The sequence below is a fragment of the Globicatella sp. PHS-GS-PNBC-21-1553 genome (assembly GCF_033564055.1).
GTDB classification, from domain to species: domain Bacteria; phylum Bacillota; class Bacilli; order Lactobacillales; family Aerococcaceae; genus Globicatella; species Globicatella sulfidifaciens.
This window is the reverse complement of sequence record NZ_CP085470.1, coordinates 1,208,748-1,235,323: the sequence shown is the minus strand read 5'-3', so window position 1 is coordinate 1,235,323 and position 26,576 is coordinate 1,208,748. Positions and strand designations below refer to the sequence as shown.

Sequence of the window (26,576 nt, the reverse complement as noted above, 5' to 3'; positions counted from 1 at the left end):
CCTTTTTTTATTTTGGAGCGCCTAATACTCCAATGGCACCTAGGCTATTCTTCAACTGTTTCTACTTCTGCTGACTCTTTTTCAGTGTTGTTTTCTGTTTCGCCAACTTCTGCTTCTAGTTTAGCTTTTTCAGCTTGTTTTTGTTCTTCACGATATTTATCTAATGCATTGTAGTTAATTACGTCATCATCATCGTCATCGTCACGTAATTCGATTTCATTATCATCTGCATCTAATACTTTAAGATCTAATCCTAAGGCTTGTAATTCTTTTACCAATACGCGGAAGGATTCTGGTACACCTGGACGCGGAATTGGTTGACCTTTAACGATTGCTTCATATGTTTTCACACGTCCCACAACATCATCGGATTTATACGTTAAGATTTCTTGTAAAGTATAAGCAGCACCATAAGCTTCCAGTGCCCAAACTTCCATCTCACCAAAACGTTGTCCACCAAATTGTGCTTTACCACCTAAAGGTTGTTGCGTTACTAATGAGTAAGGTCCTGTTGAACGAGCATGTAATTTATCATCAACCATGTGGGCTAATTTAATCATGTACATAACCCCAACAGAAACCTTACGGTCAAATGGTTCACCTGTACGTCCATCATAGAGAATGGTCTTCGCATCTTGTTCTAATCCGGCTTCTTTAACGGTATCCCACACATCTTCTTCGGTCGCGCCATCAAAGACTGGAGTCGCAATTTTAATGCCCATTTGACGAGCAGCCATCCCTAAATGTAATTCTAATACTTGTCCAATATTCATACGTGAAGGTACCCCTAATGGGTTTAACATAATGTCAATTGGTGTTCCATCAGGCATAAATGGCATATCTTCTTCCGGCATAATTAAAGATACTACCCCTTTATTACCGTGACGTCCGGCCATTTTATCCCCTTCACTAATTTTACGTTTTTGAACGATATAGACACGAACTAATTTATTTACACCTGGTGCTAATTCATCGCCAGCTTCGCGTGTAAAGACTTTAACATCATGAACAATACCGCCACCACCGTGAGGCACACGTAATGAAGTATCACGGACTTCACGAGCTTTTTCACCAAAGATTGCGTGTAATAAACGTTCTTCAGCAGATAATTCGGTTACCCCTTTAGGTGTGACTTTACCTACTAAGATGTCACCATCTTTCACTTCAGCCCCAATAGAAATAATACCGTCTTTATCTAAGTATTTAAGGGCATCTTCACCTACGTTAGGGATTTCACGCGTAATTTCTTCAGGTCCTAATTTCGTATCACGCGATTCTGATTCATATTCTTCGATGTGAATTGAAGTATAAACATCATCTTTCACTAAACGCTCTGACATGATGACCGCGTCCTCATAGTTATAACCATCCCAGGTCATGAAGGCTACTAATGGGTTTTGTCCTAAAGCCATTTCGCCATTTTCCATTGAAGGTCCGTCCGCTAAGATATCATTTTTCTCAACAATATCCCCTAATTTTACGATTGGACGTTGGTTGTAACAAGTTCCCGCATTTGAACGAGCAAATTTAGTTAAACGATATTCATCGGTAGAACCATCCGCTACTTTAACTTTCACACGATTCGCATCCACATAAACTACTTCACCGTCACGTTTACACAATAAGGCTGCTCCCGAGTCGTGAGCTGCTTTATATTCCATACCTGTTCCAATCAATGGTGATTGTGGATTAACCAATGGCACTGCTTGACGTTGCATGTTCGCTCCCATCAAAGCACGGTTAGAGTCATCGTTTTCTAAGAATGGAATAGAAGCTGTCGCTACCGCTACTACTTGTTTAGGTGAAACGTCCATAAAGTCAACTTTGCTTACTGGTACTTCTATATTCTCAGAAATATAACGTGCCATTACCACATCATTTACGAATGAACCATCTTCATTTAATAATGAGTTAGCTTGCGCAACGGTATATAAATCTTCTTCATCGGCTGATAAGTAAACAATTTCATCAGTAACTTTTAAGGACTCTTTGTCTACTTTACGGTAAGGTGTCTCAATGAAACCAAATTTATTAATTTTCGCATAGGTAGATAAACTATTAATTAATCCGATGTTTGGTCCTTCAGGTGTTTCAATTGGACACATACGACCATAGTGAGAGTAGTGAACGTCACGCACTTCGTATCCAGCACGGTCCCTCGTTAAACCACCAGGCCCTAAGGCTGATAAACGACGTTTATGAGTTAACTCACTTAATGGATTTGATTGGTCCATAAATTGTGACAACTGAGAAGAACCGAAGAATTCTTTAATAGCTGCTACGACTGGACGAATGTTAATTAATTGTTGTGGAGTAATGGTCGCAGTATCTTGTAAGGACATACGCTCGCGCACCACACGTTCCATACGGCTTAAACCAATACGGAATTGGTTTTGTAATAATTCACCCACTGAACGAATACGACGGTTACCTAAATGGTCAATATCATCAGTTGTTCCAATGTTTAACTCTAAGTTTAAATAGTAGTTGATTGAGGCGATAATGTCAGCCGGTGTTAAGTTTTTAACGCCTTCGATATTACCATTTCCAATAATATTAATAACTTTTTCAGGGTCGGCTGGTGAATAAACACGAATGACTTGTAAATCAATTGGTTCCGCAACAACACTTTCAGGTGCTGGATGCAAGGTAACCAAATTAATATTGTTATCTAAGTATGGTGTTAAAATATCGATTTTTTCTTGATCTAATTCAGTCCCCTCACTAAAGATAACTTCTCCTGTTTCAGGGTCAGCTAACGTTTCAGCTAATGTTAGACCTAGTAAACGATGTTTTAAATGTAATTTCTTATTAACTTTATAACGACCTACAGGTGCTAAGTCATAACGGCGTGGATCAAAGAAGCGTGCTGTTAATAAGTTACGTGAGCTTTCTGCTGTCTTTGGTTCACCTGGACGTAGACGCTCGTAAATATCTTTAAGGGCTTCTTCCACACGTGAATCGGTGATATTCTTATGAACATCTTTTTCTAATGTTAAATCTAATAATTCAGATTGACTGAAAATATCAATAATTTCTTCATCTGAACCAAAACCTAATGCACGAACTAATGCGGTTAAAGGTAATTTACGTGTACGGTCAATACGCACATAAGCAATTCCCTTAGCATCCGTCTCAAATTCTAACCATGCACCACGATTAGGAATGACGGTAGATGTATAACTATGACGTGATTTTTTATCCACTCGGTCATGATAGTAAACACCTGGAGAACGAACTAATTGTGAAACGATAACACGTTCAGCACCGTTAATAATGAATGTACCCATTTCGGTCATAATTGGGAAATCACCGAAGAATACTTCTTGTTCTTTTACTTCTCCTGTTTCTTTATTAACCAAACGTAAAGTCACATAAATTGGTTTAGAATAGTTGGCATCATGGCTACGTGCCTCTTCTAAATTATATTTTGCTTCTTTAAATTCATAATCAATAAAATGTAACTCCAAATTCTCAGTATGATCAACGATTGGAGAAATATCTTCAAACATTACTCGCAATCCTTCATCAAGGAACCATTGGTAGGAATCAGTTTGAATTTCGATTAAGTTCGGTAATTCCAAAACTTCATCAATTCGCGCATAACTACGTCTTTGAGCTTTTTTACCGTATTTTACAATATGATGCTGACTCAAGCTGTTCACCCCTTCTAAATATTAAAGCGCCGAAAGTTACGTTTGTGTTACAAATATTACATTTAGCTAACAAATCGCTTTTTGTACTATTTTTAGGCAAAAAAAGACAAAAGAGATCGAGTTTTTGAAAAATTATTGGCTCGTATCTTTTGTTCTTTTCGTGAAAACGCTGTTGGACAATATTTCAACCCGTTTTCTAAACTACTTTCCTGCGTCTTTGCAACTTACTATATTACATTAATCATCAACCTCTGTCAACCCCTTCTGTCATGAATTATGCTCGTGTTTTTGCGATGTTTTTATTTGCGTTAAACTGAGTTTGCTTAGCATACAAAAATGACTGATTAATTCCTACTTGTGTCCATTCTTCAAACCTTTTTAGTTCTTGTCGTGCTTTCTTTTTAAATTGATTTATCGCGTAGCCACTTTAACTTATTAATCAACTTTTTAATCACGAATTTTCAGGTAGTATGACAAATATTTTCCATTGTTTCTAATTGCTTCTCTCGATTTGCTTCACTATAATGAAGAGTAGTTTAAATGATTTTGGAGGTTATGATATGTCGAAATTATATTTTGCTGCCCCGTTATTTACTGAAATGGAACTAGCTTTTAATGCTAAATTAGCTCAAACAATTCGAGAAGCTCTACCTGACCTAGAAATTTTCTTACCCCAAGAACAGGGTGAAATTAACGATAAAAATGCTTATGCTGATTCAACTATGATTGCCAAATTAGATACCGAAGCTGTCCTATCGAGCGATGTGTTACTAGCAGTCTTAGATGGGCAAGTCATCGATCCAGGTGTCGCTTCAGAAATTGGTGTCGCTTATCAAGCTGGTATCCCTATTGTTGGTTTATACACTGACTCTCGTCAATTAGGTGGAACTAACCAACAAAAAATCGAAGCCTTACAAGAAATTGCAGAATCCCAATTTGGATATGTCAATTTATATACTGTTGGCTTGATTAAATTGAATGGTAAAATCGTCAATAATAGTTCAGCTGTTCCTGAAGCCATCGAACAATTTTTAGCCTAAATAATATAAAACGTGGTTAGTCTAACATCTTCTTGGATGATTGGTACTCGCCACGTTTTTTATGCTAAAAATTTAATATTGGTCACTTGCTCCCGAAGTCGCATCTATCATCGTTGGTCGATGACCTGATTTGGCTTCTGATTCAGCTTCTGTTGTATCTGATTTTTTTGCTTTTTGTACGTTTGCTGTTGGAAGGTTTATGTCTTGCATATTCTCTTCTTTTTTACTTTCATGGTTTAAATGTTTGACGGTCGCCGTAGTGGTAGTATCTACGTCTTGTTTTGAGTTTCTTGTATCATCAAAACCTACGTCGATTACTTTTATAATCTGAGGTTGAGTATCTTGTGTAGACGTTGACTGCTTTGAGTGTTCATTGACATAAATAAATTTCGCTTTAGCAGCCTTTTCACTTGGTTCTGCTTCTCCAGCTGCACTTAATTGTGTTGGACTGGAAGTCGCATCAACCTTTGCTTCGATTGTCTCATTTCTTTGTAATGGTGGATTTTTTGTTTCCAAATGCTGACTAGCGCTACTTGACACATCTACTTCAGGGATTTCTGGTTCTGTGTATTGACTTTGCTTCGTTGCGGTTAAGTCTTCCTCGTTCGTTAGAGATTGTCCCGTTTGCTTTAAATACTGTTCAATTATTTGCGCATAATCCATGATAAACTCTTCAATTGAAACGATACTTCCGTCTTCATCTGTTACAGTCTGAAAGGTGTGAACAATATACTGCTCTTTATTTCCCGTAGGCACATGATAGTGGGCGACTTCTTTTTCTCCTGACTTTAATTGTTGGATAATTTCTGCTACTTCTGAATCATCCATTCCTTTTGAAAAATCACCAAGTTGATAGCTCTGATGAATAATGCCTTGTTTACGATGACGTGGTTGTTCGACTTGTTTTAAAATATGAACAAAGCGAACAAATTTTTCAATACATTCTGATAAATATTGAATGGTTTTGGCGTCAACTAGCCGACCATTTTCATCAAAGGCTTCTTTCGCTTTGCCTAATAAAAATTCATTTCCTGGAAAGACATGGGCTCTTAGGCCTGGCGCTTCTAATATTTGTCGTAAATGTAATTGCGATCGAGAAGTGCCGAGTACATCATAACTGGCACCAACTACCATGACCGGTTTATCTTCAAATGGATGTAGTTTGTATGACAACCATTCTAGAACACTTTTTAAAGCTGGTGGAATCGTATGATTGTGTTCAGGTGTCGCAATAATAACACCATCTGCTTCTAAAATACGTTGATTTAAGAATTGAACATCCTCGAGGTCAAGATCATCAGCAGATACATTAAAGAGTGGCACTCTAGAGATTTCCAGTATTTCTAGGGAAAATAGATGCTGAAAGCGGGCTTTAATTTCCTTTAATAACAAGCGATTGTATGAATGTTCTGCATTTGAACCGACTAGACCGACTAATTTCATTATTTAATTCACCTCTCTTTTCTCCCAATTATAATTCTCTGCTTCTTTTCTATGAACCGATGCTGCTTGGGTTACTTGTTCCATCACATTAATAAACGATAAATATTCATCAAACAACTTCGATAATTTTATTTTATTTTCTGCATTAATTAATTCCCCTGCTTCATCAAATGCTTTTAATGAATGTCCTAATAAAAACTCAGAACTCGGCATGATACGTGCTTTTAGTTCTGGAGCGTCTAATATTTGACGTAAGTGTTGTTGAGCGCGAGACGATCCTAATACACCATATGAGGCGCCGGTAATCATGACAGGCTTGTCAACAAATGGATAAATCCCATAGGAAAGCCAAGCAAGTGCATTATTTAATGCCGATGGTATCGTATGATCATATTCTGGAGTACTAATAATCACCCCTTGTGCTTGTTCAATCTTAGCCGCTACATCCATGACTTCAGGAGGAAGTTGATCAAATGCTGGTTTATTAAATAATGGAAAAGCGTCTATTTCTACTAATTCAATCGTCGCTTTATCCGCAAACGCCTTTTTCATGTACTGTAATAACATCCGATTGGTAGAACTTTTTGCATTGGAGCCCACTATGCCAATCAATTTATACACAAAGATCCCTCATTTCTAATATTTTTATTATTTGTCGTATGATTAAATTGTTTCACTAATTATACGCTTACAACTCATTATAAGTGTATCAATTGCATCTTTTTTGGTCAATCTCTATATTATTCGGTATGAATAGTACAAAAAACAGCCTAGCGAACTAGACTGTTTCAATCTTAATAAGGTTTTGTGTTTATGTTAATTATTTAACGTCTGCCCAATCAGTGATTTCACCTAAGTAAACTTTTTTCAAGTTTTCTAAAGTAATATCTTCGATTTCAGCATCTTTATTAACGATAACTGCGATACCATCTAAAGCAATTACGTCAACATCTAAGTTTTCAGCCTCTTCTTCTTTTAATTCACGTGAAGCCATACCTAAGTCAGCTGTACCGTTATTAGCTGCTTCGATACCTGCAGAAGAACCTACTGATTCAACAGAGATGGTTACATCTGGATTTAATGCTTTATAAGCTTCTCCTAATACTTCAATAACTGGAGAAACTGAAGTAGAACCAACTAAGGTTAATTCACCTTTTAAGCCTGAAGCTTCATATTCAGTAGCTTCATCTTTAGACTTGATGTATCCTTCTTCTTCAACGATTTTTTGTCCTTCTTCAGAATGGATAAAGTTTAAAAAGTCTTCAGCGATTTCAGAAAGTCCATCTTTTTTCCATGCAACGTTAAATGGACGAGCGATTTTGTAATCACCAGCTTTAATGGTTTCAGCTGAAGCTTCTACACCGTCTACTGTTAAAGCTTTAACATCTTCATTTAATGAACCTAAAGAAATATAGCCAATAGCGTTAGGGTCACCCGCTACTGTTTGCATAACACCATTTGTACTGTTTTGGATAACTGCTGAAAGGTCTGTCATATCATCGCCGTTTTCATCTACAACGTCTACCAATTCAACGAAAGCTCCACGAGTTCCTGATCCATCTTCACGAGATACTACGTTAATTAATCCTTCTTGTGCGAAGACTGAAGGTAATGCTGCAGATGCAGTTAATAATGCAATTGCTACTTTAGATAAAGCTTTTTTCATAATATTAATATTCTCCTCTTAAATAAAAGTTTTCATCAATACCTTTGCGGTACATGTTAAATATAACATTCAATTATCAATTTATTGTAAATTAATTGTAAATTCAACGTAAACAATTCCAATGACACTCACCAACTCCTATAAAAACATTGAATTTCCCCCTCCGTACAAGCATCCGTTTTGGCACTATTTTTAATATTTTCCACAAATAATCCATAAAATATTACTTAGAAAAATAAAAGCAAATCATTTCAAAACAAAAAAACTCTGACAACTTCAATCAGCCAAAGTCATCAGAGAAAATATTTTTAATTTAATTCGATAATCTCACCTGTATTCAAGTAAACAATCCGTTCGCAGATATTCGTCACATAGTCACCAATACGCTCTAAATTACGCGCGACACCGATATAGCTCACACCAGATGTGATAACATCCGATTGTTCTTCCATATCTTTAATCACGATCTTAAAGAGCTTTGATAATAAAGCGTCTACTTCTTCATCACGCTCTGCTATCGCTTTAGCTCCACGTGAATCTTGTTCCATAAATGCCGTAATCGCATCCGTTAACATCACTTGAACTTTTTCGGCCATTTCCATTAATACTTGACTAATTTGGGGCGCGTCTTTAAAGTTTTCATCTAAACGCATCGTTGCTTTCGCAATCGATACCGCATGATCGGCAATACGTTCAATATCTTGTGAACAGTGTAAAACAGTGAAGATTAAACGCAAGTCCCCTGCTACAGGTTGTTGTAAGGCAATAATACGATAAGCAGCTTTTTCAATGTCTGCAGTAGACGCATTAATTCTTAAATCATCACTAAATAATTCATGCGCCAATTCTTTATCGTCATTTTGATAAGCAGTTACCGCTTTATGTAATGATTCATTGGCTGCATTTCCTAAACTTGTCAATTGAACATATAAATCTTTTAACTCTTGCTCGTATACACTTCTCATCTTAATTCCTCCTATTTGGAATAATTATTAGCCGAAACGACCAGAGATATAATCATCTGTACGTTTATCTACTGGGAATCCAAAGATTTGTTCGGTGTCTCCAAATTCTATCACTTCTCCATTTAAAAAGAAAGCTGTTTTATCGGAAATACGGGCCGCTTGTTGCATATTATGGGTTACAATCACAACCGTATATTTTTCTTTTAATTCATGAACTAATTCTTCAATCTTATTAGTCGAAATTGGGTCTAAGGCTGATGTTGGTTCGTCCATTAATAAGACTTCTGGGTTATTCGCAATTGCTCGCGCGATACAAATACGTTGTTGTTGCCCACCAGACAATGCGGTCGCATTTTGATGTAATTTATCTTTGACGGTATCCCAAATAGCAGCGCCTTTTAACGATTCTTCAACAATTTGATCTAATTGAGCACTATCTTTGATTCCATGTGTGCGTGGTCCATAAGCAATATTATCATAAATACTCTTCGGGAATGGGTTCGGTTGTTGGAAAACCATCCCCACACGTTTACGTAACTCATTGACATTATAGTTTCGATTATAGATGTCTTGACCATCTAAAGTAACCAATCCATCCACTTTAGTTCCAGGGACTAAGTCTTGCATTCGATTTAAGATTTTTAGAAACGTTGATTTACCACAACCTGAAGGTCCAATAAAGGCTGTGACTAATTTTTCTTCAATCTTCATATCAATATTGTGAAGTGCTTGAAAATCACCATAATAGAAATCTAAATTTTGTATATCAAATTTTACCTTTGCCATCTTATCTTCCCCCTGTTGCTAACTTGTTACCTAATCGAGTGGATAACCAATTGATGATTAATACTAAAATAATTAAAACCGTAGCCGTTGAGTACGCTTCTTTCACGTGGAAACCTTCTTGGGATAAAACGTACATATGTACCGCTAATGTACGACCTGGAGACTTAAGATTTCTGATCATATTAGATGAAGAACCTAAAGTGTAAAGTAAAGCAGCCGACTCCCCAACTATACGACCAGTCGCCAAGATGAGTCCTGATAAAATCCCAGGCATTGCGACCGGTAATACTACGGTAAAGATGGTTCTAAGCTTACCAGCACCCAATGCTAAACTCCCCATTCGCAAACTATTATGAACGGATAATAAAGCTTCCTCTGTCGATGAAATAATAATAGGTAAAATCATGATCGTTATCGTTAAAATACCAGCGTAATGTGAAAAGCTACCGAAAACTCTATTTACAAAAAATAACATCCCGAACAAACCATAAACAATCGACGGAACTGCTGCTAAAGTATCAGTGGCTAAACGAATAATCGGTAAAAATTTACTTGAACGATCCGCATATTCTACTAAATAGAAACCAGTAAAAACACCGATTGGTGCGGCAATTAATAATGATACTCCAACCACGACTAAAGTTGAAATAATAGCCGGCATCATCGAGACGTTTTTAGTGGTATATTCCCATTCGAATAAACTTAGGTTCATTGATGAAAAACCATTCCAAACAATAAAACCAATAATAAACAATAATATCCCTAAGGTAAACATTGCGGCAGCCCAAACTAGCCCTTTAATAAAATGATTCGTTTTCATTAAGCTACCTCCTTATTCTTCTTAATCAACATGAAAATACTATTGATAATAATGATAAATACAAATAATACTGCTGCTGTAGCGATCAAGGCATCACGGTGATCCCCAGACGCATAACCCATTTCTAATACGATATTTGTCGTTAACGTTCGGACACCAGAAGTTAATCGACGAGGGAGTGCCGGTTGATTACCCGCTACTAAAATGACCGCCATTGTTTCACCAATTGCCCGCCCAATCCCTAAAATTACAGAAGATAAAATACCTGAACGAGCTGCCGGTACGACCACACTCATCACTGAGCGTTCATGAGTAGCCCCTAACCCCATACTAGCCGAATAAAAATCTTTTGGCACAGCTCTAATTGCAGATTCTGATAATCCAATGATAGTTGGTAATATCATAATTCCCAATAATATCGAAGCGGTGATAATATTCATCCCTGTTCCACCAAACAATTGTCGAGATAAAGGAACCAGTAATTGTAAAGCAAAAAAGCCATAAATAATCGATGGAATGGCCGCCATTAAGTTTATAGCAGGTTTGGCATAGCGATAGAGTTTTTCAGGGCAGAAGTAAGCCATAAAAACAGCTGTTAAGACACCAATTGGTACTCCAATAATAACAGCACCAATTGTAACCGCAAATGATCCAACAATCATTGGAAAGATCCCAAATTTAGGTGTTGATGCGGTTGGTCTCCAAACACTACCACTTAAAAAATTCCAAACACCAGTCTTTAGTAAGAAAGGAATTGCTCCTTGAAAAATAAAATAAAAAATCAAAATAATAGATACAATCGACAAAGTCGCACAAAATAAAAACACATATTTCATGAATGTCTCTTTAAAATCTCGCATCATAATCTTCCTCCATAATTTCTCTACCTTCAATTTTAACGGTTTTATTCTGAAAGGTTAAGTAAGGTTATTGTAAACCTAAATGAAGTAAAAAGCGTTTAAAATTAAAATAAGATTAGTTTTGTAAATTGAACGTAAATAAATAAGAGAAAGATTATTTTTCTCGTCGTAATATAATCTTTCTCTTCCTTTATAGGGCTTTCTTTTATAGAAAACGTTGCTAAAATCTTTATATTATTTTTTAATTTTTTCCTTCTAAATTTCTTTTCCCCCAATATTTGGGCAGTCTGACGGTAAAACTAGAGCCTTGACCTACCTTACTTTCAACTGAAATGGTTCCATTCATTGTTTTTACTAAGTGGCGAACGATTGATAGTCCTAATCCTGTCCCACCCGTTTGACGACTTCTGGCCTTATCTACACGATAAAACCGTTCGAAAATTCGCTCTTGTTCTTCCGGAGGAATCCCTACCCCTTGGTCAATAATCGATAAACGAACCATTCGTGAACTTTCTTCAGCACGAACCATAATCTTTTTATTGTCCTCAGAATAGTTAATCGCATTATCAATTAGATTGGTTACGATATTTTCAATCCTTTGTTCATCTGTTTCAATCATTATCGGACCAGAATTTGGTAGTACCAATTGCATGTTTTTCTGTTCCAAACGCTCAGCAAATAAGTGAGACAAGCTTTGAATCTTCGCTACTAAATCAAAACTAGTAACATTAATCGCAAGCTGTTGCTTTTCAATTCGTGATAACGATAAAATATCTTCAATAATATGCTCCAAACGATGACTCTCATCCGCAATAATATTAATAAATTTCATCGCAATTGCTGGGTTTTCCATGGCACCATTTTGTAGTGTCTCAGCAAAGCCTTTGATCGCTGTTACCGGCGTTCTTAGTTCATGTGAAGCATTGGCGACAAATTCAGATCGCACTTCTTCTAACCTTCTAATAGCCGTTAAATCATATAATAAAATTAAAATTTCATCATTGATATTTCCTTGGCCATAAGGAACAATATTTACGTCAACAATTTGGGTATGCGGCACCCATAGTTCAACTTCCTCTCGTTGTGCTAAATGATTTTGGCGTACTCGATCAATCATCGACAAAATAGGATAACTTTTAATAACACTCGTATAATGCTCGCCGATATTTCTATCTACAATATCCAACATCGCATTAGCCGCTGGATTGGTTAAAACAATTTTTCCTTCTGAATCAACAACAACAATACCTAAAATGAGATGATTGATTAGAACACTCCGCTGATGAACCGTAGTGGATAAAGCATTTTCTTGTTTAATTAAATTCGAACTCAACTGTTGAAGTGATTGTGTCATTTCTCCCACTATGCCATTGTGACCGTTTTGTATTAAGGGAAATTGCAACTGATAATCCTTATTCAAAAGCTTATGCAACACAACATTTAGCTTACGAAGCGGAATAAAATAGTACCTCCAAAAAAGGCTAATAACGATGACTAACAAGATAATGATAACGGCTAATATGACGGATAAAATCTGTAAATTATTGTCTACTAAACTAATCGCTGGCATCACCACTACTACCCAGTTAGCTATACTCGCTTCGGTTAAAGGAACGATGGCTAAATAATGAGACGATCTCAACGATATTTTAGGTTTACTGTTTACTTCATTGACTTGTTCTGAAATCAATTTTTTAATATTTTCATTTAAATTGCTACTATCATAAGATAGTTCCGGCAATTGATTGGTTAAAGATTGTTCTCGTTGAAACCATAAAATGGACACATCATACTGTTCTTCAATTGCCTCTAACTTCAATTTAGAAAGAGGCTGATTTTTTTCAACTGTAATTGGATGGGTTCTATTACTTGATTCATTCTATCTTGCATGACCATTCGGTGAACGGTTGCATCTAGGGCTAGTACAGCTAGCACAATAGTAAAGATGGAGACAATGATAATAAATAGAATATTGCGTTTACTTAGAAGTTTAGTATTATTTTGCATAATCAGGCACCTCAAAACGGTAGCCAAACCCTCTAACGGTAATGATATATTCTGGATTTTTATTATTACGCTCTATTTTTTCTCTTAAATTACTAATATGAACATCTACAATTCTAGTCTCTCCTAAGTAATCAAATTGCCAAACTTGCGTTAATAATTGTTCTCGACTCAAAGTTCGACCTTGTCTATCAGTCATATAGACTAATAATTCATATTCTTTTGGTGTAATTTCGATTTGTTCTCCACGAACCCAGACTTCAAATCGATCAGTTAAAATCGTTAAATCTCCATAAGTTTTTTTGGTATCATTTTCAGGTATCGGTACTGAATTATCCGGTGTCATTCGCACTTTTTCAACTTCCGCTTCTTCAATTTCATCATCAACTCGATAATGACTAACGGATGATCTTCTTAAAATGGCTTTGATTCGAGCTAAGACTTCATTTGGACTAAAGGGTTTCGTCATATAGTCATCAGCTCCTAGCTCTAAACCAATAATTTTATCATATTCATCTGCACGAGCTGTTAACATTAATATTGGAGTTTGAATGCCTTTTTGTCTAACGCGCCGGCAAACGTCCATCCCACTCATTTGTGGTAACATCACATCTAAAACAATAAAATCATAATTTACGGTTTTAATCATTTGATAAGCCGTCTTACCATCTAATGCGACATCTACTTCATAACCGGCATTTTCTAACGTATACTGCAATAATGTTACGATTGAACTCTCATCATCAACAATTAAAATTCGTTTCACTAAGGTAACCTCCAAAATATAGCACTCTTTTACTTTGAAAATATTTTAACGATAATTTCTTCTCTTTTAATAACGCCCAAAGTACGACTGTCGACAGAACTGCGCCGATTATCTCCTAGCACAAAATAACTATCTTTAGGAATAACACATTCCATTGGACGACGTAAATAATATCGATTCGCTTCTGTTAAATAGGGTTCATATAATATTCTTTGATTGATTTCTACACCTTTAGGTGATAGACGTAGGGATTCATCAGGCAAGCCAATCACACGCTTAATGAACAGTTTTTCTTTTCTTTTAAAAATAACAATATCATACCTTCGAATTTTTCTAATTGGTTTTGATAAAACGATATCTCCTGAGTGAAAAGTAGGAGCCATTGAATTCCCAGATATTTTTACCAGAATCTTCTTAAAAATCAAACTGCTAATACAAAAAATCAAAAGAAAATAGCTCACATTCATGACCACCTTTGCCCTTTCCATTATAATCTATTTTGATGACTTTACGCAAAATTTTCACTATAATCTTTGTTACATGGAGTGATTCTTTCATTTACCTATATTGAAAATCGTAAAGGAGCAGCTGTATGGACAATCGATTGATTACTGTTAATCAACTATTTAACTTATTAAAAACACATTATCAAGGGAGCATCGAAGATTGGTGGCCACATGAAAGCAAACACGAAATTGTTATCGGAGCCTTTTTAGTCCAGAATACTACCTGGCATAATGTCGAACTCTCACTCAATCAAATCAGGCAAAAAGCCAGTTTTTCTCCGAAAACCATTCGACAACTTTCCCAACAGGAGTTAAAAAAAATAATTCATTCAAGTGGTTTTCATGAAAATAAATCCCGAAATATTTTAGAGTTTTTCGAATGGACCAAAACCTTTGAAGACCAATATGACAAGATTAAAGCCCATTTTGGTCCTTCCCTGCGTAAGGAACTATTAAAAAGGCGTGGTATTGGACCTGAAACGGCAGATGTTTTATTAATGTATGTATTTAACGAACCCGTCTTTATCGCTGACAATTATGCACGACGACTTTTTCAATTACTGAAGGCGCCTGTCCCTTTAACCTACCCCGCAGTAAAACAGTTTGCTGAAAAAAATGGTGAATTAACCGTTGCTGAATGGGCCGCTTTTCACGGATGGATTATTCAATTTGCCCAACAACATTTACGCCCCAACCAAAAAGTATCCGAACATTTTTTAAACGGTTATCAATTAATCGCGAACCACGACAATCATAATTAAGCGTTTAATACTCATTTATCACAAGTACGGCAATGGCAATTAAGTGATTAAGACTAATTCATCACAATTACACTATGATAATTAACTGATTAAAACTAATTCAGCACAAATACGGCAATGGTAATAACGTGATAAAGCCTAGCTAACTACCTCACTCAATGACATTCTTTGTGAAATCCACCAAATCTTCACATTAAAAGAGTAGCTATCTATTTTTTGTATGTTATAATGATTGGGTATTTTTATTAGAGGTGAAGAAATTGCTTAAAAGATTTTTTGCAACATGCTGTTTATGTCTCTTTGCTTGGTCATTCGGTATCACGCCTTTGATGGTTGTTCAAGCCAATGATCAGTTAAAAGATGTTGATCAAAATTATTCAATAAAAAACAAGACCGTAAACGATATTCTCTACGATACGATTAGAGAATTTGAATACAATAGTGACCAAATCGCTATTGCGTTCTATGACTTTATTGATGATACACACTATACTTTGAATAGTGATATTACCATGTTAGGAGCCAGCACGACCAAAGTTGCGACCGCAGCACTCTATACTTCATTAATCAATGAAGGGTATCTGTCTTTTGATACACCAATCCCCTTTGTTGAGGCAATGTTTGAAGAAGGTGGCGGCAATATTACCAATAGTCCTATCCAACCAAGTTACGCTTTGCAAGATTTAATCTATGAAATGTTAATCAATTCAGACAATACCGCTTGGAATTTATTAACGCATTATTACTTTAATTATATTGGCAACCATCAAAACGATATGTTAATGCTTAGCGGTGCCGATATTTATGACCCAGAATTATATCAATTTAATCATGTGAATGCAGAAGTATTAGAAGGTATCTTAATTGCAATTGCTTCTTCTGATTATTATTCTAATGTCGTTGACACGATGTTAGCAGCCCAACCTCATTGGTTACTAAAATATTATCTTAATGATAATATGGCTGTGAAATATGGATACTTAGATGAGTATTTCCATGATACAGGCATTTATTTTGATGAAAACGGCGAGCCACTCTACACCTTAGTTGTCATGACGGACAGTATAGGCCTTGATTATGATGGTATGCAAAATGAATTTTTCGGATTGATCAACTTGAGACTAAATCGTTGGTTTGAAGCTCAACACGAATCAAATTCAATCAGCAAAACACTTTAAACAAAATCAATTCATTGCATTTAAAAACATTCACAATGCTATCTACGATTTTAAGTGCATAGAGTGTCCTTTAGATGATTTGGTTTTAAATATAGACAGACTAAGTGGTCTATAGCCATTGATTTTTGCTTCGCCTATCAAATGACCATAATTAAATAAATAGGCATCATTTTGTGGCATTTAACTATTTATATAAAATAAAAAAGAGACTGAACAGAAATAATTTGATAGGTTCCTTTTAAAGTAGCATTACTTTTTAGTATTTACTTGATAAGGAGCCGTTCATATTATATTTCGTCCAGTCTCTTTTTTATTAATATCAATCGTCATTCAATCTTCGTCAGTCAAAATTAATTTGTTTATTTGGTGGCTAAATAATAAGGAAACAATCGTTCAAACTGTTGATTTATCGCTTCAATTAAATCATCCATCGTTTGAAATTCATCAAAAAATCCAATTAAACTTTTAACAAGAACTTTTCTTACTTCTCCCACATCGACAGCTTTTTTTAAAAAGATGCGATTATCCTCCGTACCTGAATAAATAAAAGGTTCACCTTGACTAAAAGCTAAATAATACATGGCGTCATTAGCTGGAACCGTCAATACTCGGCGTTGTCTCGCCAAACTATCTTTAGCTAATGTTCGCTCAAGTACACTTACCTCCCAGGTTAATCCTAATCGTTGTCCTTCGATATATAAACGTACAGCCATGCCAGGATAAGACATCTCATCGTTTTCCCCTCTAAAAAAACAATAAAATAACGGTGTTCCAAATTGCGCTTGATTCATCCAATTACTTACCCGTTGCATCTTTAAAAGATTTTGTTGGTCATTGAAAGCTTCTACTATTTTTTTAAATTGGTTACGCGCCTTTCCTCCGTCCTGTTTAAACTGCAGCATAAATTCTTCTTCATCTAAAGCTTTATGGGGTGCAATATATTTTTGCCCTAAATACTGAAGATAATGTTGAATTGCTTGCGCTTCTTGTAACATACTGATCACCTCACTATCTATTTTATCTTCTCGGAACACTCAATACAATTTTTTTAAAAATATTTGCTTGTGGCTCCTCATTTAATTTTAATCTGATATAATATATTTATATTAATCGATTGGGGGCCCTTACATCATGATGAAGAAAAAAACTTTAAATGATTTAGCTGAGATTATTAACCTTGAGGCAATCCGTGAATTACCAAAAGCGACTGAACATTTTATTAGTGATATCCATGGTGAATTCGAAGCCTTTGACCACATTAGACGTAATTGCTCCGGTATTATTCGCATTAAAGTACAAACCCTTTTTGAAGATGAACTAGATGAACAAGCCATTAATGAGCTTTGCTTCGCCATTTATTATCCTGAAGATTTTTTTAGGAAAACAACGCTCTTTTGATAAATGGCAATCTTTATTAAAAAATTTAGTCAACCTCACTCGTTTTGTGTCCAGTAAATATACCCGTTCAAAAGTAAGAAAGGCTTTACCGAGTGAATATGCTTATATTTTAGAAGAGCTTTTATATCAATACGATGAACACGATAACAAAAACGCTTATTATCATACGATTTTTAAAACTATAATAGAACTTGAGTTAGCACCTCAATTTGCAACTGAATTGAGTTACCTAATCCAACGATTTGTAGTCGATCATCTCCATGTATTAGGAGATATCTATGACCGTGGTGCTCATCCTGATAAAGTAATGGATGTCCTCATGAGCTTACCATCCGTTGATATTACTTTAGGAAACCACGATATCATCTGGATGGGGGCCTATGCTGGTAATATGACTTGTCTTGCTACAGTTTTAAGAATTGCTTTCCGCTATGGACACACCCAATTCTTAGAAGAAAGCTATAACATTGACTTAAGCCGATTAAAAAAATTCGCCCTTCGTTATTATCAAGAAAATGCTGCTTTTAAACCTAAACTCGAAACACCTATCGATGCAGCAACAGAAACTGCGATAAATTGTATGCATCAAGCCATGACCATCATGCAATTCAAATTAGAGGGCCAATTAATTGAACGTCGCCCAGAATTTCAGATGAACCATCGCAATTTACTGCCGATGATTGATCCCAATACCCTTACAATCAACATTGAAGGTCAAGAATATCACTTAGACAATACTTGCTTTGATTTAATCGATTGGGAACAACCAAATGAATTAACCTTGGGTGAAGAACTTATTTTATTAGATTTACTACATCAGTTCCAAAATTCAGCAAAATTAAAAGAACACATGGAATTTTTATTAGAAAATGGAAAAATGTATTTAACTTACAATGATAATCTTCTTTTCCATGGGTGTATTCCTGTTAACGAAGAAGGTCAATATTACCAATTAAACATCGATAATCAACTCTATCAAGGTAAATCATTGATGGACTTCTATGCAACCTCAATCGAAGAAAGCTTTAAGCAATTAGATTCTCGTGACGACTGGGCAACAGACACCCTTTGGTACCTATGGTGCGGTCCTAGTTCTACCCTCTTTGGAAAAGATATTATGCGCACCTTTGAACGTTACTTTATCTCTGATAAAACAGTCCATAGCGAAATTAAAAACCCTTATTATGAATGGCGCAAAAATGAGCAATTTTGCTTAAAATTATTAAACGATTTTGGTTTAACGAGCGAAGGCTATATTATAAATGGTCATACCCCAGTGAAAACAATCAAAGGTGAAAATCCTATTAAGGCCAATGGTAAAATGCTTGTCATTGATGGTGGCTTATCAACTGCCTATCAAAAAGTAACCGGCATTGCTGGATATACACTCGTCGATAATTCTAATGAAGTGTATTTAGTTGCGCATCATCCCTTCACTTCAAAACAAAAGGCGATTGAAAAATATCTTGACATTTTTCCAACACAACTAATTGTTAAAAAACGTCATGAGCGTCAATATGTCAAAAATACTGATATAGGCAAGGAACTTGCACGACAATCTCAAGAGCTTAAGGCCAACATATTGTATGAAAATGACAAAGACTAACATTAGAATACCAGCTTAAAAATGGGGAGGAATCACAATTTAAGTGACCAATTTAATTTTAGAACTTTCAGAATCAACCAAACTCACTAACCCCAAGTGAGAATATCCGCTTGATAAATGAATAATGATTCACATTAAGTTAAAATACTGGCTTAAAAATTGATAATGAGGCTGGGCATAAACTTGATAAATCTAGTTAAGATTATTGTTCGTTAATTAATAGCGCAGTCGTTGAGTGCCCGTAAACTGCGCCTTAAGGTAGTTGAGAGTAATCTTGAAAAATTCAATCAAATTATTGTGCGATAATTAAAAGCGCAGTCGTTGAGTGCCCGCAAACTGCATCTTAACGACTTGTTTGAGGCCTACTCAACTGTGCGGGGGTAGGCCGACGAAGCGAGAACACTTCAATTTTCTACTTCTGGTCTACTCCCAACTGTGCGGGGTGGACAGACGAAGCGAAAATTATTTAATTTTCTACTTCTTGCCCACTCCCACTTTAAACGGTAACAACCAACACTAGATTAACATACTGGCTAAAAAAGAAAACCTGACAATGAGTACGAAGTAATTGCTACTTTTGCTACTCATTGTCAGGTTTATTTAATGGTGATAATTATTACTGAATCATCGATTCAATACCTGCTTCTAATATTTCTAATTGATAAAGGGTCTCATCATCCGAAACCGTTTTTGGAGCGCCATTAACGATGGTGTCATACAAGTTCTGATAGAAACGACTATAATCTCCCACCTCAGACACCACTTTCTCTTCATGGTAATTCCCTTTAGAATCTATATAAGTCAAGGTCCCATAATCTTCCGGTAAATCTAAACCGAAGTCTGGATTATCAGGCATATAAAAATGTTTCAGATGTTCTTCCTGGCGGTCTTTTTTCTCTTTAATAAACATCCCTTTAGTACCGTAGACCACAAAACTAGGACGTGTTTTAATTCTAAAATAACTTGATTTGACCGATACTTTCGTTTTACCGTAATAAAGGTCGATATCAAAATAATCATTCATTCGATTAGGCCCAAGTAATTGTCTCACATCAAAATGAATATGATCGGCTTTGCCAAAATGAGCAATCACCTGATCCAGAGTGTGACAAGCGTGACCATATAAATAACTTTGTTCAACCTTAAATTCATGAACATTTTCCGGTATTTCAGGTCTAAAATAATCAAAATGCATTTCTAACTCTAAAACATCCCCCAACTTGCCACTTTCAATCACTTTAAGGGTCGTTAAATAGTCAGAATCAAAGCGTCTATTTTGAAAGGCTTGCAACATCAATCCTTTAGCTTCGGCTAATTGAAAAAGTTCTCTTGCTTCGTTCGCTGTATGGGTGAACGGCTTTTCTACTAAAGCATGTTTACCAGCTTCCAAAACTAATTTAGCAAAATGATAATGCGAATCTGAATAAGTGGTGATGACAATTAAGTCAATTTCTGGATCTTGTAATATTTCATCTAAATCCATCGTATAATGAATATCTTCAAAGGTTTGCCATTTCGGTTGACTACGATGATAAATCGACTTAATACGAATGCCCTCTACTTTTCTAGCAAAAGGCAAGTGATAACGATTAGTACTCTTACCATTTCCGATATATCCAATGGTTAACATTTCCAGTCCTCCTATTAAAAAAGGCGATGCAAAATAGAATTTCTTTTTCTATTTTACATCAGCCTCCTGATTTATTTAATTAATTATTTTTGTGCACGACGCATATAAGTACCTTCAGAGGTATTAATTTCTAACGCTTCTCCTGTTTCGATAAAGTCTGGTACGTTAACCACTAAACCTGTCTCCATCGTTGCTGGTTTGCCAGATCCTGTAACAGTGGCACCTTTAATTGAAGGTTGTGTCTCAGCTACTGTTAATACAACCGTTGTTGGTAATTCAACACCGATCACTTCAGAACCATAAAATTGGATTTTAGCTTCCATATTTTCTAATAGAAATTTCAATTCATTTTCAATCGTTGATGTTTGAATTTCGTATTGTTCATATGTTTCTAAGTCCATGAAGGTTGCAACATCATCCATGCTATATAAGTATTGAACTTCTTTTGTTTCAAGATAAGCACGCTCAAATTTTTCGTCCGGACGGAAGGTTGTGTCATAAGTGGCACCTGAACGTACGTCACGTAATTTCATACGCATAACCGTATTACCTTTACCAGGTTTGTGGTGACTTGCTTCTAGTACACGGATTAATTTGCCATCTTGAACGAATGTCATACCCGCTCTTAAATCTACTGCAGAAATCATCTTTAAACTTCTCCTTTATTTATCAATCTTTCACTCGTACATTATAACATAAAGATGAATTTTTTCCACATAATTCTAGTATCTTTAGTATCAATCATAAATGTGTTACAATAATACCAAATTAAATTTTAATGAGAGAAGTGAAGATTATGAATTTGTTTGAAAACCGCTTTAATGAAGACGTTGAAAAAATTGGAATATCGGCCATCCGTGAATTTGATGAATTATGTAATCAAATTGAAGGCATCATCAAATTGACTTTAGGTGAGCCAGATTTTACGACACCTGGCCATATTAAAGAAGCTGGTAAACTAGCGATTGATAACAATGCGACTCGCTATACTCATGCCTCTGGCGTTTTAGAATTAAGACAAGCTGCATGCCAATGGTTAAATGATAAATATCAATTGAATTATACGCCAGAAGAAACCATTGTTACTCATGGTGCCACTGAAGGTTTGTCGATAGCCTTTAAAGCGATTCTTAATCCTGGTGATAAAGTACTAATCCCTTCACCTTTTTTCACCTTATACCAATCAATGATTATCTTATATGGCGGTATTCCGGTTCATATTAACACCGAACCAAATCAATTTGTGCTTTCTCCAGAATTGTTGGAACAAGCATTAGCCGAACATGGTGACGACGTGAAAGCCATTGTCTTAAACTACCCAACCAATCCTACAGGCATCACTTGGGACGATGAAGAAGCGCAAGCAATCGCCAATATTTTAAAAGATAAGCCAATTTTCATCGTCAGTGATGAAGTATATAGTGAATTTGTTTACGGAGATAAACATGTTTCCATCGCAACTTATCTACCAGAACAAACAATCGTTGTACAGTCATTATCTAAATCCTATTCGATGACCGGATGGCGAGTTGGATTTAACTTTGCTCCACTGATGATTACCAATCAAATGAATAAAGTTCACCAAAACTATATCACCAACGCAACGAGTATCTCACAACATGCCGGTATTGCTGCCCTAACCGATGGTAAAGATGATGCCCTAATCATGAAAGAAGCCTATATTAAACGACGCGATTATATTTATGAACGCATGACCAAAATGGGATTTGAAATTATTAAACCAAATGGTGCTTTTTACTTATTCGCTAAAATCCCTGCCGGTTATCCTCAAGACAGCTTTGAATTCGGTAGAGAACTGGCGACGAAAGCACAGGTTGCATTAATTCCAGGTTCAGCATTTGGAACGGGTGGCGAAAATTACGTCCGCTTAAGTTATGCTGCAAGCGACGACATCATTGCTGAAGCAATGGACCGGATGGAAAAATTTATGAAAGAATACCCCACACAAAACTAATTAAATCTATCTAGCTCATACAGTTATAATATCCGCGGCATCATTAAACTCTTGGTATTTTACTGCAAACACGACTAAATAACTAAAAAGACTCATAAATAAACAAGGAACATCTCAATATTTTGAAAAGTTCCTTGTTTTATATTTGAATGACAATATGATGAGTTGGGCAAAAACTTTTTAAATTCTGTTCAGGCATATCTGTTTAATTCAAAGCGCAGTGGTTGAGTGGTCTCAAACGGCGTCTTAACGAGGTTAAAGATAAATTTTGTAAACTCAAATCAAGTTATTGTTATTAAATTAAAAGCGCAGTGGTTGAGTGGCCTCAAACGGCGTCTTAATGAGGTTAACGATAAATTTGGTAAACTCAATCAAGTTATTTCTCATTAATTAAAAGCGCAGTGGTTGAGTGGCCTCAAACGGCGTCTTAATGAGGTTAAAGATAAATTTGGTAAACTCAATCAAGTTATTTCTCATTAATTAAAAGCGCAGTGGTTGAGTGGCCTCAAACGGCGTCTTAATGACTTGTTTGAGGCCTACTCAACTGTGCGGGGGTAGACCGACGAAGCGAAAAATATTCAATTTTCTACTTCTGGTCTACTCCCAACTGTGCGGGTGTAGGCAGACGAAGCGAAAATCATTCGTTTTTCTACTTCTGGTCCACTCCCTTTCTATATCCTTTTAGCTAAATCAATATTCGTTTGGATTGATATGAGAGACTCTTTTAATTTTGCTTGCTCCCATTCATTAAGTGCTATAGGTAAGACTTTTACAATGCCTTCTTTTCCTATAATGGTCGGTAGACTGTAAGCAATCGCTTCTGAGTGATATTCATTGGCTTCAACTACTGTACTTACGGGATAAATCATGTGATCATCTAACAGAATAGATTGTGTAATATCGATGGCTACTTGTGCGATAGCCGCATCGGTGACACCGTTTTTTGCTCTAAATACATCGTAAGCCGCTAATACTACCTTTTCCTTAATCTCATCTGGATTCCGTTCTGTGATGTTAGGAAAGTACTGTTTTAGTTGTTGATAACCAATCCCCGCAATACTCGCATGACTCAAAGCAGGAAAGGCAGTATATCCATGTTCACCTAACATATAAGCTTGCACTGAATGGGGTGCCACATCATACATCTGGGCTAAAATATAACGCAGTCTTGCGGAATCTAAACTACAACCGGTCCCAATCACTTTATTTTTAGGATAGTCAAACTCGGTGGCCGCCATATACACGACGGTATCAGCAGGGTTTGTAATAAATAATAAAATTGGCTCATGAGTAACCTGAGTAATATTCGTCATAATTTCTCGAATAATATAGGCGTTTTGAGTTAACAACGCTTGTCGATCTTCTGGTAGTTCACCATTGGGATAAACATAGGACGCTGCAATAATACAAATATCGACATCGATTAAATCACTATATTGTCCCACATAGATTTTAGTATTATGCCGACTTAATAATCCTGTCGCATGGGCCTGATCCAACGCCTCACCAGTAGCCAATTCTGTACGGGGATCAATTAAAATAATTTCTGAAAATAAATGGGAATGAAGCGCACTTGCTAATACTTGCGTCCCCACATGTCCTACACCTATAATCGCTAATTTATGAGTTTTCATCCAATCGCCTCTCATCGTTTTTTAATTTTAATGATATACTAATTCATCTAATTTTTCAAAAAAATTTTACCCCAGGATAATCAGTTCATTTTTATGAAGGCAGCATGACTAGTAAGGCATTTAATTGGTAATCTTTACCTTCTTTTCTAGCTGAATGAAGTCTCTCACTCACAAATGTTGACTCGGTAGAAAAATCAATATTTTCTATTTTTACACCCGCTAATTTTAAAACTTCAATGTTGGCCTGGATCATATCTAAAATGAATTTGTCACCTTTTGCTTTAAAATAACGATCGCGATGACCAATTGCTTCAAAAGCCTCATAGACTTCTGAACCTACCTCATAATGCTCTTGGTCAATTGAAGGACCGACATAAGCAATTAAATCAGAGACATCGGTTCCAAAATGATTAACCATCTTAACAATCGCTTGCTGACTAATTTTTTGAACGGTACTACGCCAACCCGAATGAAGGGCTGCTATTACCTTACTGATAGGATCATAAATAACAATCGGTGTACAATCCGCCATCCGTACTAAAAGAGCTACACCGGCTTCAGCTGTAATAAAGCCATCTGTTTCTGGTGATAGTGGGTAACCTGCAAACAGAGGATGTTCACCTTTATCTGCATTGACAATCTCTACATTTGCACCATGCACTTGGTTACCATGATGAACTTGCTTTGGCTCTATGTTTAACGCTTTTAATATTTTATTTAAAGATTGACGATAAACTTCTTCGCCAACTAATTGTTTAAAATTTAGCTCACTCCCTCCAATTGCATGGATAATTTGATAGTTGTTTAATTTTTTTGACGGTTGTTTAATAATCATCTGCCTCACTCCTAGCAATATATATTTAGAAGGTCATTTCACACCCTTCTGATCGTCTCTGTTTCTCATAATTTTACCGAACAATATGTCATGGATAAGGTCTTACCCGCTATTAGACTGGACAATTTTGAAGAAATCGAACAGGGTGACAATGGTAAGCAAACGAAGCGTACTAGCTAAGCCTCATTTGAATTCATAAAATGTTCAATTGTTCCTTCATATTACTTTTTTTCAATCTTAGCACGAAGTGATTCAAACTGTCTATTTGACTTTAAAATTTGTTTCCGATAAGATGAGATTAATGTATTTCGAATTAGAAAGGAGTCGCCATGTTAAATAATATTGAACAAGCGTTAATCAACTATCAAGCAAAACCCATTAGTCAAAAACGTATATATGCTGTCTTATTGCCTTTAATTAAAGTAAAGAACGAATGGCATGTCTTATATGAAATCCGAAGTGAACAAGTGCCACAACCTGGTGATGTTTCCTTTCCTGGTGGAGCAGTTGAAGCCAATGAATCACTTGTCCAAGCAGCGATCCGCGAAACGACTGAAGAATTAAACATCTCAGAAAACCAAATCCAAATTCTAGGAGAAATCGATTATATCGTCAATGCTCAAGCGACCATTCATTGTTTTGTCGGCAGACTTTTGATAGACGATTATCAACAAATTACCCCCAATGAAGAAGTTGCTAAAATATTTTCCGTTTCTTTAAAAGACTTAATTAATCATCCACCTAGATACTATCAATTAGCGTCAGAAATCGTCCCTAATGAGGATTTTCCATTTAATAAAATCCGTAATGGCAAACAATATCGCTTTTCGCAACGTAGTAATGCGATTCCTTTTTATGATTTAACAGATGAAACAATCTGGGGAATGACAGCTCAATTCACCCATCGTTTCACGCAAATTATCACTCAAAACAAAAATAACAACGTTGAATAACGTAGTGCCTTGTTTTCAGTACAAGGATTACGTCCACTCAACGTTGTTAAAATTAGGTTCTATAATTTTTAGTGTTGGCGGAAGCTTCACCAGC

At 35.9% G+C, this 26,576-nt stretch carries 21 protein-coding genes and 1 pseudogene; 6 read left to right on the top strand and 16 right to left on the bottom strand.

The genetic code is table 11. From position 1 onward, the window contains the following. Positions 1 to 44: 44 nt before the first annotated feature. Positions 45 to 3,656, bottom strand: coding sequence for a DNA-directed RNA polymerase subunit beta (gene rpoB / locus LB888_RS05780; RefSeq protein WP_412928317.1), 3,612 nt, complete (start codon positions 3,654 to 3,656; stop codon positions 45 to 47). Between the two features lie 560 nt (positions 3,657 to 4,216). Between rpoB and LB888_RS05775 the strand changes: the two genes are divergently transcribed. Further along, positions 4,217 to 4,696, top strand: coding sequence for a nucleoside 2-deoxyribosyltransferase (locus tag LB888_RS05775; protein ID WP_066125591.1), 480 nt, complete (start codon positions 4,217 to 4,219; stop codon positions 4,694 to 4,696). Between the two features lie 72 nt (positions 4,697 to 4,768). Here LB888_RS05775 and LB888_RS05770 read toward each other — a convergent pair whose 3' ends face one another. The 10 genes from LB888_RS05770 to lepB all read right to left on the bottom strand — a co-directional run bounded on the left by LB888_RS05770 (position 4,769) and on the right by lepB (position 14,473). Then, on the bottom strand, positions 4,769 to 6,139 hold the full coding sequence (locus tag LB888_RS05770; protein WP_318753914.1) for an NADPH-dependent FMN reductase: 1,371 nt from the start codon (positions 6,137 to 6,139) through the stop codon (positions 4,769 to 4,771). A gap of 3 nt (positions 6,140 to 6,142) precedes the next feature. Next, positions 6,143 to 6,706 carry an NADPH-dependent FMN reductase gene (locus LB888_RS05765; protein ID WP_412928325.1) on the bottom strand — a complete coding sequence of 188 codons (564 nt, stop codon included), beginning with the start codon at positions 6,704 to 6,706 and terminating at the stop codon, positions 6,143 to 6,145. A gap of 253 nt (positions 6,707 to 6,959) precedes the next feature. Further along, positions 6,960 to 7,805, bottom strand: coding sequence for a substrate-binding domain-containing protein (locus tag LB888_RS05760; protein WP_318753912.1), 846 nt, complete (start codon positions 7,803 to 7,805; stop codon positions 6,960 to 6,962). Between the two features lie 308 nt (positions 7,806 to 8,113). Further along, positions 8,114 to 8,770, bottom strand: coding sequence for a phosphate signaling complex protein PhoU (gene phoU, locus LB888_RS05755; RefSeq protein WP_276645940.1), 657 nt, complete (start codon positions 8,768 to 8,770; stop codon positions 8,114 to 8,116). Between the two features lie 27 nt (positions 8,771 to 8,797). Then, the gene (gene pstB, locus LB888_RS05750) at positions 8,798 to 9,556 is read right to left on the bottom strand and encodes a phosphate ABC transporter ATP-binding protein PstB (RefSeq protein ID WP_276933863.1); all 759 of its coding nucleotides are present in this window, start codon (positions 9,554 to 9,556) and stop codon (positions 8,798 to 8,800) included. A gap of 1 nt (position 9,557) precedes the next feature. After that, the gene (gene pstA, locus LB888_RS05745) at positions 9,558 to 10,376 is read right to left on the bottom strand and encodes a phosphate ABC transporter permease PstA (RefSeq protein ID WP_276645935.1); all 819 of its coding nucleotides are present in this window, start codon (positions 10,374 to 10,376) and stop codon (positions 9,558 to 9,560) included. After that, positions 10,376 to 11,239, bottom strand: coding sequence for a phosphate ABC transporter permease subunit PstC (pstC, locus tag LB888_RS05740; protein ID WP_318753911.1), 864 nt, complete (start codon positions 11,237 to 11,239; stop codon positions 10,376 to 10,378). The genes pstA and pstC overlap by 1 nt, the downstream gene beginning before the upstream one ends. A 238-nt stretch (positions 11,240 to 11,477) precedes the next feature. Further along, positions 11,478 to 13,055, bottom strand: a complete 1,578-nt coding sequence (pnpS, locus tag LB888_RS05735) for a two-component system histidine kinase PnpS (RefSeq protein ID WP_318753910.1) — start codon at positions 13,053 to 13,055, stop codon at positions 11,478 to 11,480. A 177-nt stretch (positions 13,056 to 13,232) separates the two neighbouring features. Beyond that, the gene (locus LB888_RS05730) at positions 13,233 to 14,006 is read right to left on the bottom strand and encodes a response regulator transcription factor (protein ID WP_318753909.1); all 774 of its coding nucleotides are present in this window, start codon (positions 14,004 to 14,006) and stop codon (positions 13,233 to 13,235) included. A gap of 29 nt (positions 14,007 to 14,035) precedes the next feature. Beyond that, the gene (lepB, locus tag LB888_RS05725) at positions 14,036 to 14,473 is read right to left on the bottom strand and encodes a signal peptidase I (protein ID WP_318753956.1); all 438 of its coding nucleotides are present in this window, start codon (positions 14,471 to 14,473) and stop codon (positions 14,036 to 14,038) included. A 125-nt stretch (positions 14,474 to 14,598) separates the two neighbouring features. Between lepB and LB888_RS05720 the strand changes: the two genes are divergently transcribed. Further along, positions 14,599 to 15,273, top strand: a complete 675-nt coding sequence (locus LB888_RS05720) for a deoxyribonuclease I (RefSeq protein ID WP_318753908.1) — start codon at positions 14,599 to 14,601, stop codon at positions 15,271 to 15,273. A 260-nt stretch (positions 15,274 to 15,533) separates the two neighbouring features. Beyond that, the gene (locus LB888_RS05715; protein WP_318753907.1) at positions 15,534 to 16,451 is read left to right on the top strand and encodes a serine hydrolase; all 918 of its coding nucleotides are present in this window, start codon (positions 15,534 to 15,536) and stop codon (positions 16,449 to 16,451) included. A 359-nt stretch (positions 16,452 to 16,810) separates the two neighbouring features. On the opposite strand, the gene LB888_RS05710 is transcribed toward LB888_RS05715, so the two are convergent. Then, complete coding sequence (locus tag LB888_RS05710) at positions 16,811 to 17,446, bottom strand: HI_0552 family protein (protein WP_318753906.1); 636 nt, start codon at positions 17,444 to 17,446, stop codon at positions 16,811 to 16,813. A 136-nt stretch (positions 17,447 to 17,582) separates the two neighbouring features. Here LB888_RS05710 and LB888_RS05705 point away from each other — a divergent pair. Next, positions 17,583 to 19,455: pseudogene (locus LB888_RS05705) on the top strand (fructose-1,6-bisphosphatase). 616 nt (positions 19,456 to 20,071) lie between these two features. On the opposite strand, the gene LB888_RS05700 reads toward LB888_RS05705, so the two are convergent. Both LB888_RS05700 and efp read right to left on the bottom strand, forming a co-directional pair. Continuing rightward, the gene (locus LB888_RS05700; protein WP_318753905.1) at positions 20,072 to 21,085 is read right to left on the bottom strand and encodes a Gfo/Idh/MocA family oxidoreductase; all 1,014 of its coding nucleotides are present in this window, start codon (positions 21,083 to 21,085) and stop codon (positions 20,072 to 20,074) included. An 83-nt stretch (positions 21,086 to 21,168) separates the two neighbouring features. Continuing rightward, positions 21,169 to 21,732 carry an elongation factor P gene (efp, locus tag LB888_RS05695; protein ID WP_318753903.1) on the bottom strand — a complete coding sequence of 188 codons (564 nt, stop codon included), beginning with the start codon at positions 21,730 to 21,732 and terminating at the stop codon, positions 21,169 to 21,171. A gap of 149 nt (positions 21,733 to 21,881) precedes the next feature. Between efp and LB888_RS05690 the strand changes: the two genes are divergently transcribed. After that, positions 21,882 to 23,060, top strand: a complete 1,179-nt coding sequence (locus LB888_RS05690; RefSeq protein WP_318753902.1) for an aminotransferase class I/II-fold pyridoxal phosphate-dependent enzyme — start codon at positions 21,882 to 21,884, stop codon at positions 23,058 to 23,060. Between the two features lie 671 nt (positions 23,061 to 23,731). On the opposite strand, the gene LB888_RS05685 is transcribed toward LB888_RS05690, so the two are convergent. Further along, positions 23,732 to 24,694, bottom strand: a complete 963-nt coding sequence (locus LB888_RS05685; protein ID WP_318753901.1) for a lactate/malate family dehydrogenase — start codon at positions 24,692 to 24,694, stop codon at positions 23,732 to 23,734. A gap of 91 nt (positions 24,695 to 24,785) precedes the next feature. Then, positions 24,786 to 25,529, bottom strand: coding sequence for a peptidoglycan editing factor PgeF (gene pgeF, locus LB888_RS05680; protein ID WP_318753900.1), 744 nt, complete (start codon positions 25,527 to 25,529; stop codon positions 24,786 to 24,788). A gap of 341 nt (positions 25,530 to 25,870) precedes the next feature. On the opposite strand from pgeF, the gene LB888_RS05675 reads away from it, so the two are divergent. Continuing rightward, the gene (locus LB888_RS05675; protein WP_412928324.1) at positions 25,871 to 26,482 is read left to right on the top strand and encodes an NUDIX hydrolase; all 612 of its coding nucleotides are present in this window, start codon (positions 25,871 to 25,873) and stop codon (positions 26,480 to 26,482) included. The last annotated feature ends 94 nt before the right edge of the window (positions 26,483 to 26,576 follow it).

Coding starts and splice junctions, on each gene's coding strand:
- LB888_RS05775 (WP_066125591.1), top strand. CDS start 4,217: ATGTCGAAATTATATTTTGCTGCCCCGTTATTTACTGAAATGGAACTA.
- LB888_RS05770 (WP_318753914.1), bottom strand. CDS start 6,139: ATGAAATTAGTCGGTCTAGTCGGTTCAAATGCAGAACATTCATACAAT.
- LB888_RS05765 (WP_412928325.1), bottom strand. CDS start 6,706: ATGTTATTACAGTACATGAAAAAGGCGTTTGCGGATAAAGCGACGATT.
- LB888_RS05760 (WP_318753912.1), bottom strand. CDS start 7,805: ATGAAAAAAGCTTTATCTAAAGTAGCAATTGCATTATTAACTGCATCT.
- phoU (WP_276645940.1), bottom strand. CDS start 8,770: ATGAGAAGTGTATACGAGCAAGAGTTAAAAGATTTATATGTTCAATTG.
- pstB (WP_276933863.1), bottom strand. CDS start 9,556: ATGGCAAAGGTAAAATTTGATATACAAAATTTAGATTTCTATTATGGT.
- pstA (WP_276645935.1), bottom strand. CDS start 10,376: ATGAAAACGAATCATTTTATTAAAGGGCTAGTTTGGGCTGCCGCAATG.
- pstC (WP_318753911.1), bottom strand. CDS start 11,239: ATGATGCGAGATTTTAAAGAGACATTCATGAAATATGTGTTTTTATTT.
- lepB (WP_318753956.1), bottom strand. CDS start 14,473: ATGAATGTGAGCTATTTTCTTTTGATTTTTTGTATTAGCAGTTTGATT.
- LB888_RS05720 (WP_318753908.1), top strand. CDS start 14,599: ATGGACAATCGATTGATTACTGTTAATCAACTATTTAACTTATTAAAA.
- LB888_RS05710 (WP_318753906.1), bottom strand. CDS start 17,446: ATGTTACAAGAAGCGCAAGCAATTCAACATTATCTTCAGTATTTAGGG.
- LB888_RS05700 (WP_318753905.1), bottom strand. CDS start 21,085: ATGTTAACCATTGGATATATCGGAAATGGTAAGAGTACTAATCGTTAT.
- efp (WP_318753903.1), bottom strand. CDS start 21,732: ATGATTTCTGCAGTAGATTTAAGAGCGGGTATGACATTCGTTCAAGAT.
- LB888_RS05690 (WP_318753902.1), top strand. CDS start 21,882: ATGAATTTGTTTGAAAACCGCTTTAATGAAGACGTTGAAAAAATTGGA.
- LB888_RS05685 (WP_318753901.1), bottom strand. CDS start 24,694: ATGAAAACTCATAAATTAGCGATTATAGGTGTAGGACATGTGGGGACG.
- pgeF (WP_318753900.1), bottom strand. CDS start 25,529: ATGATTATTAAACAACCGTCAAAAAAATTAAACAACTATCAAATTATC.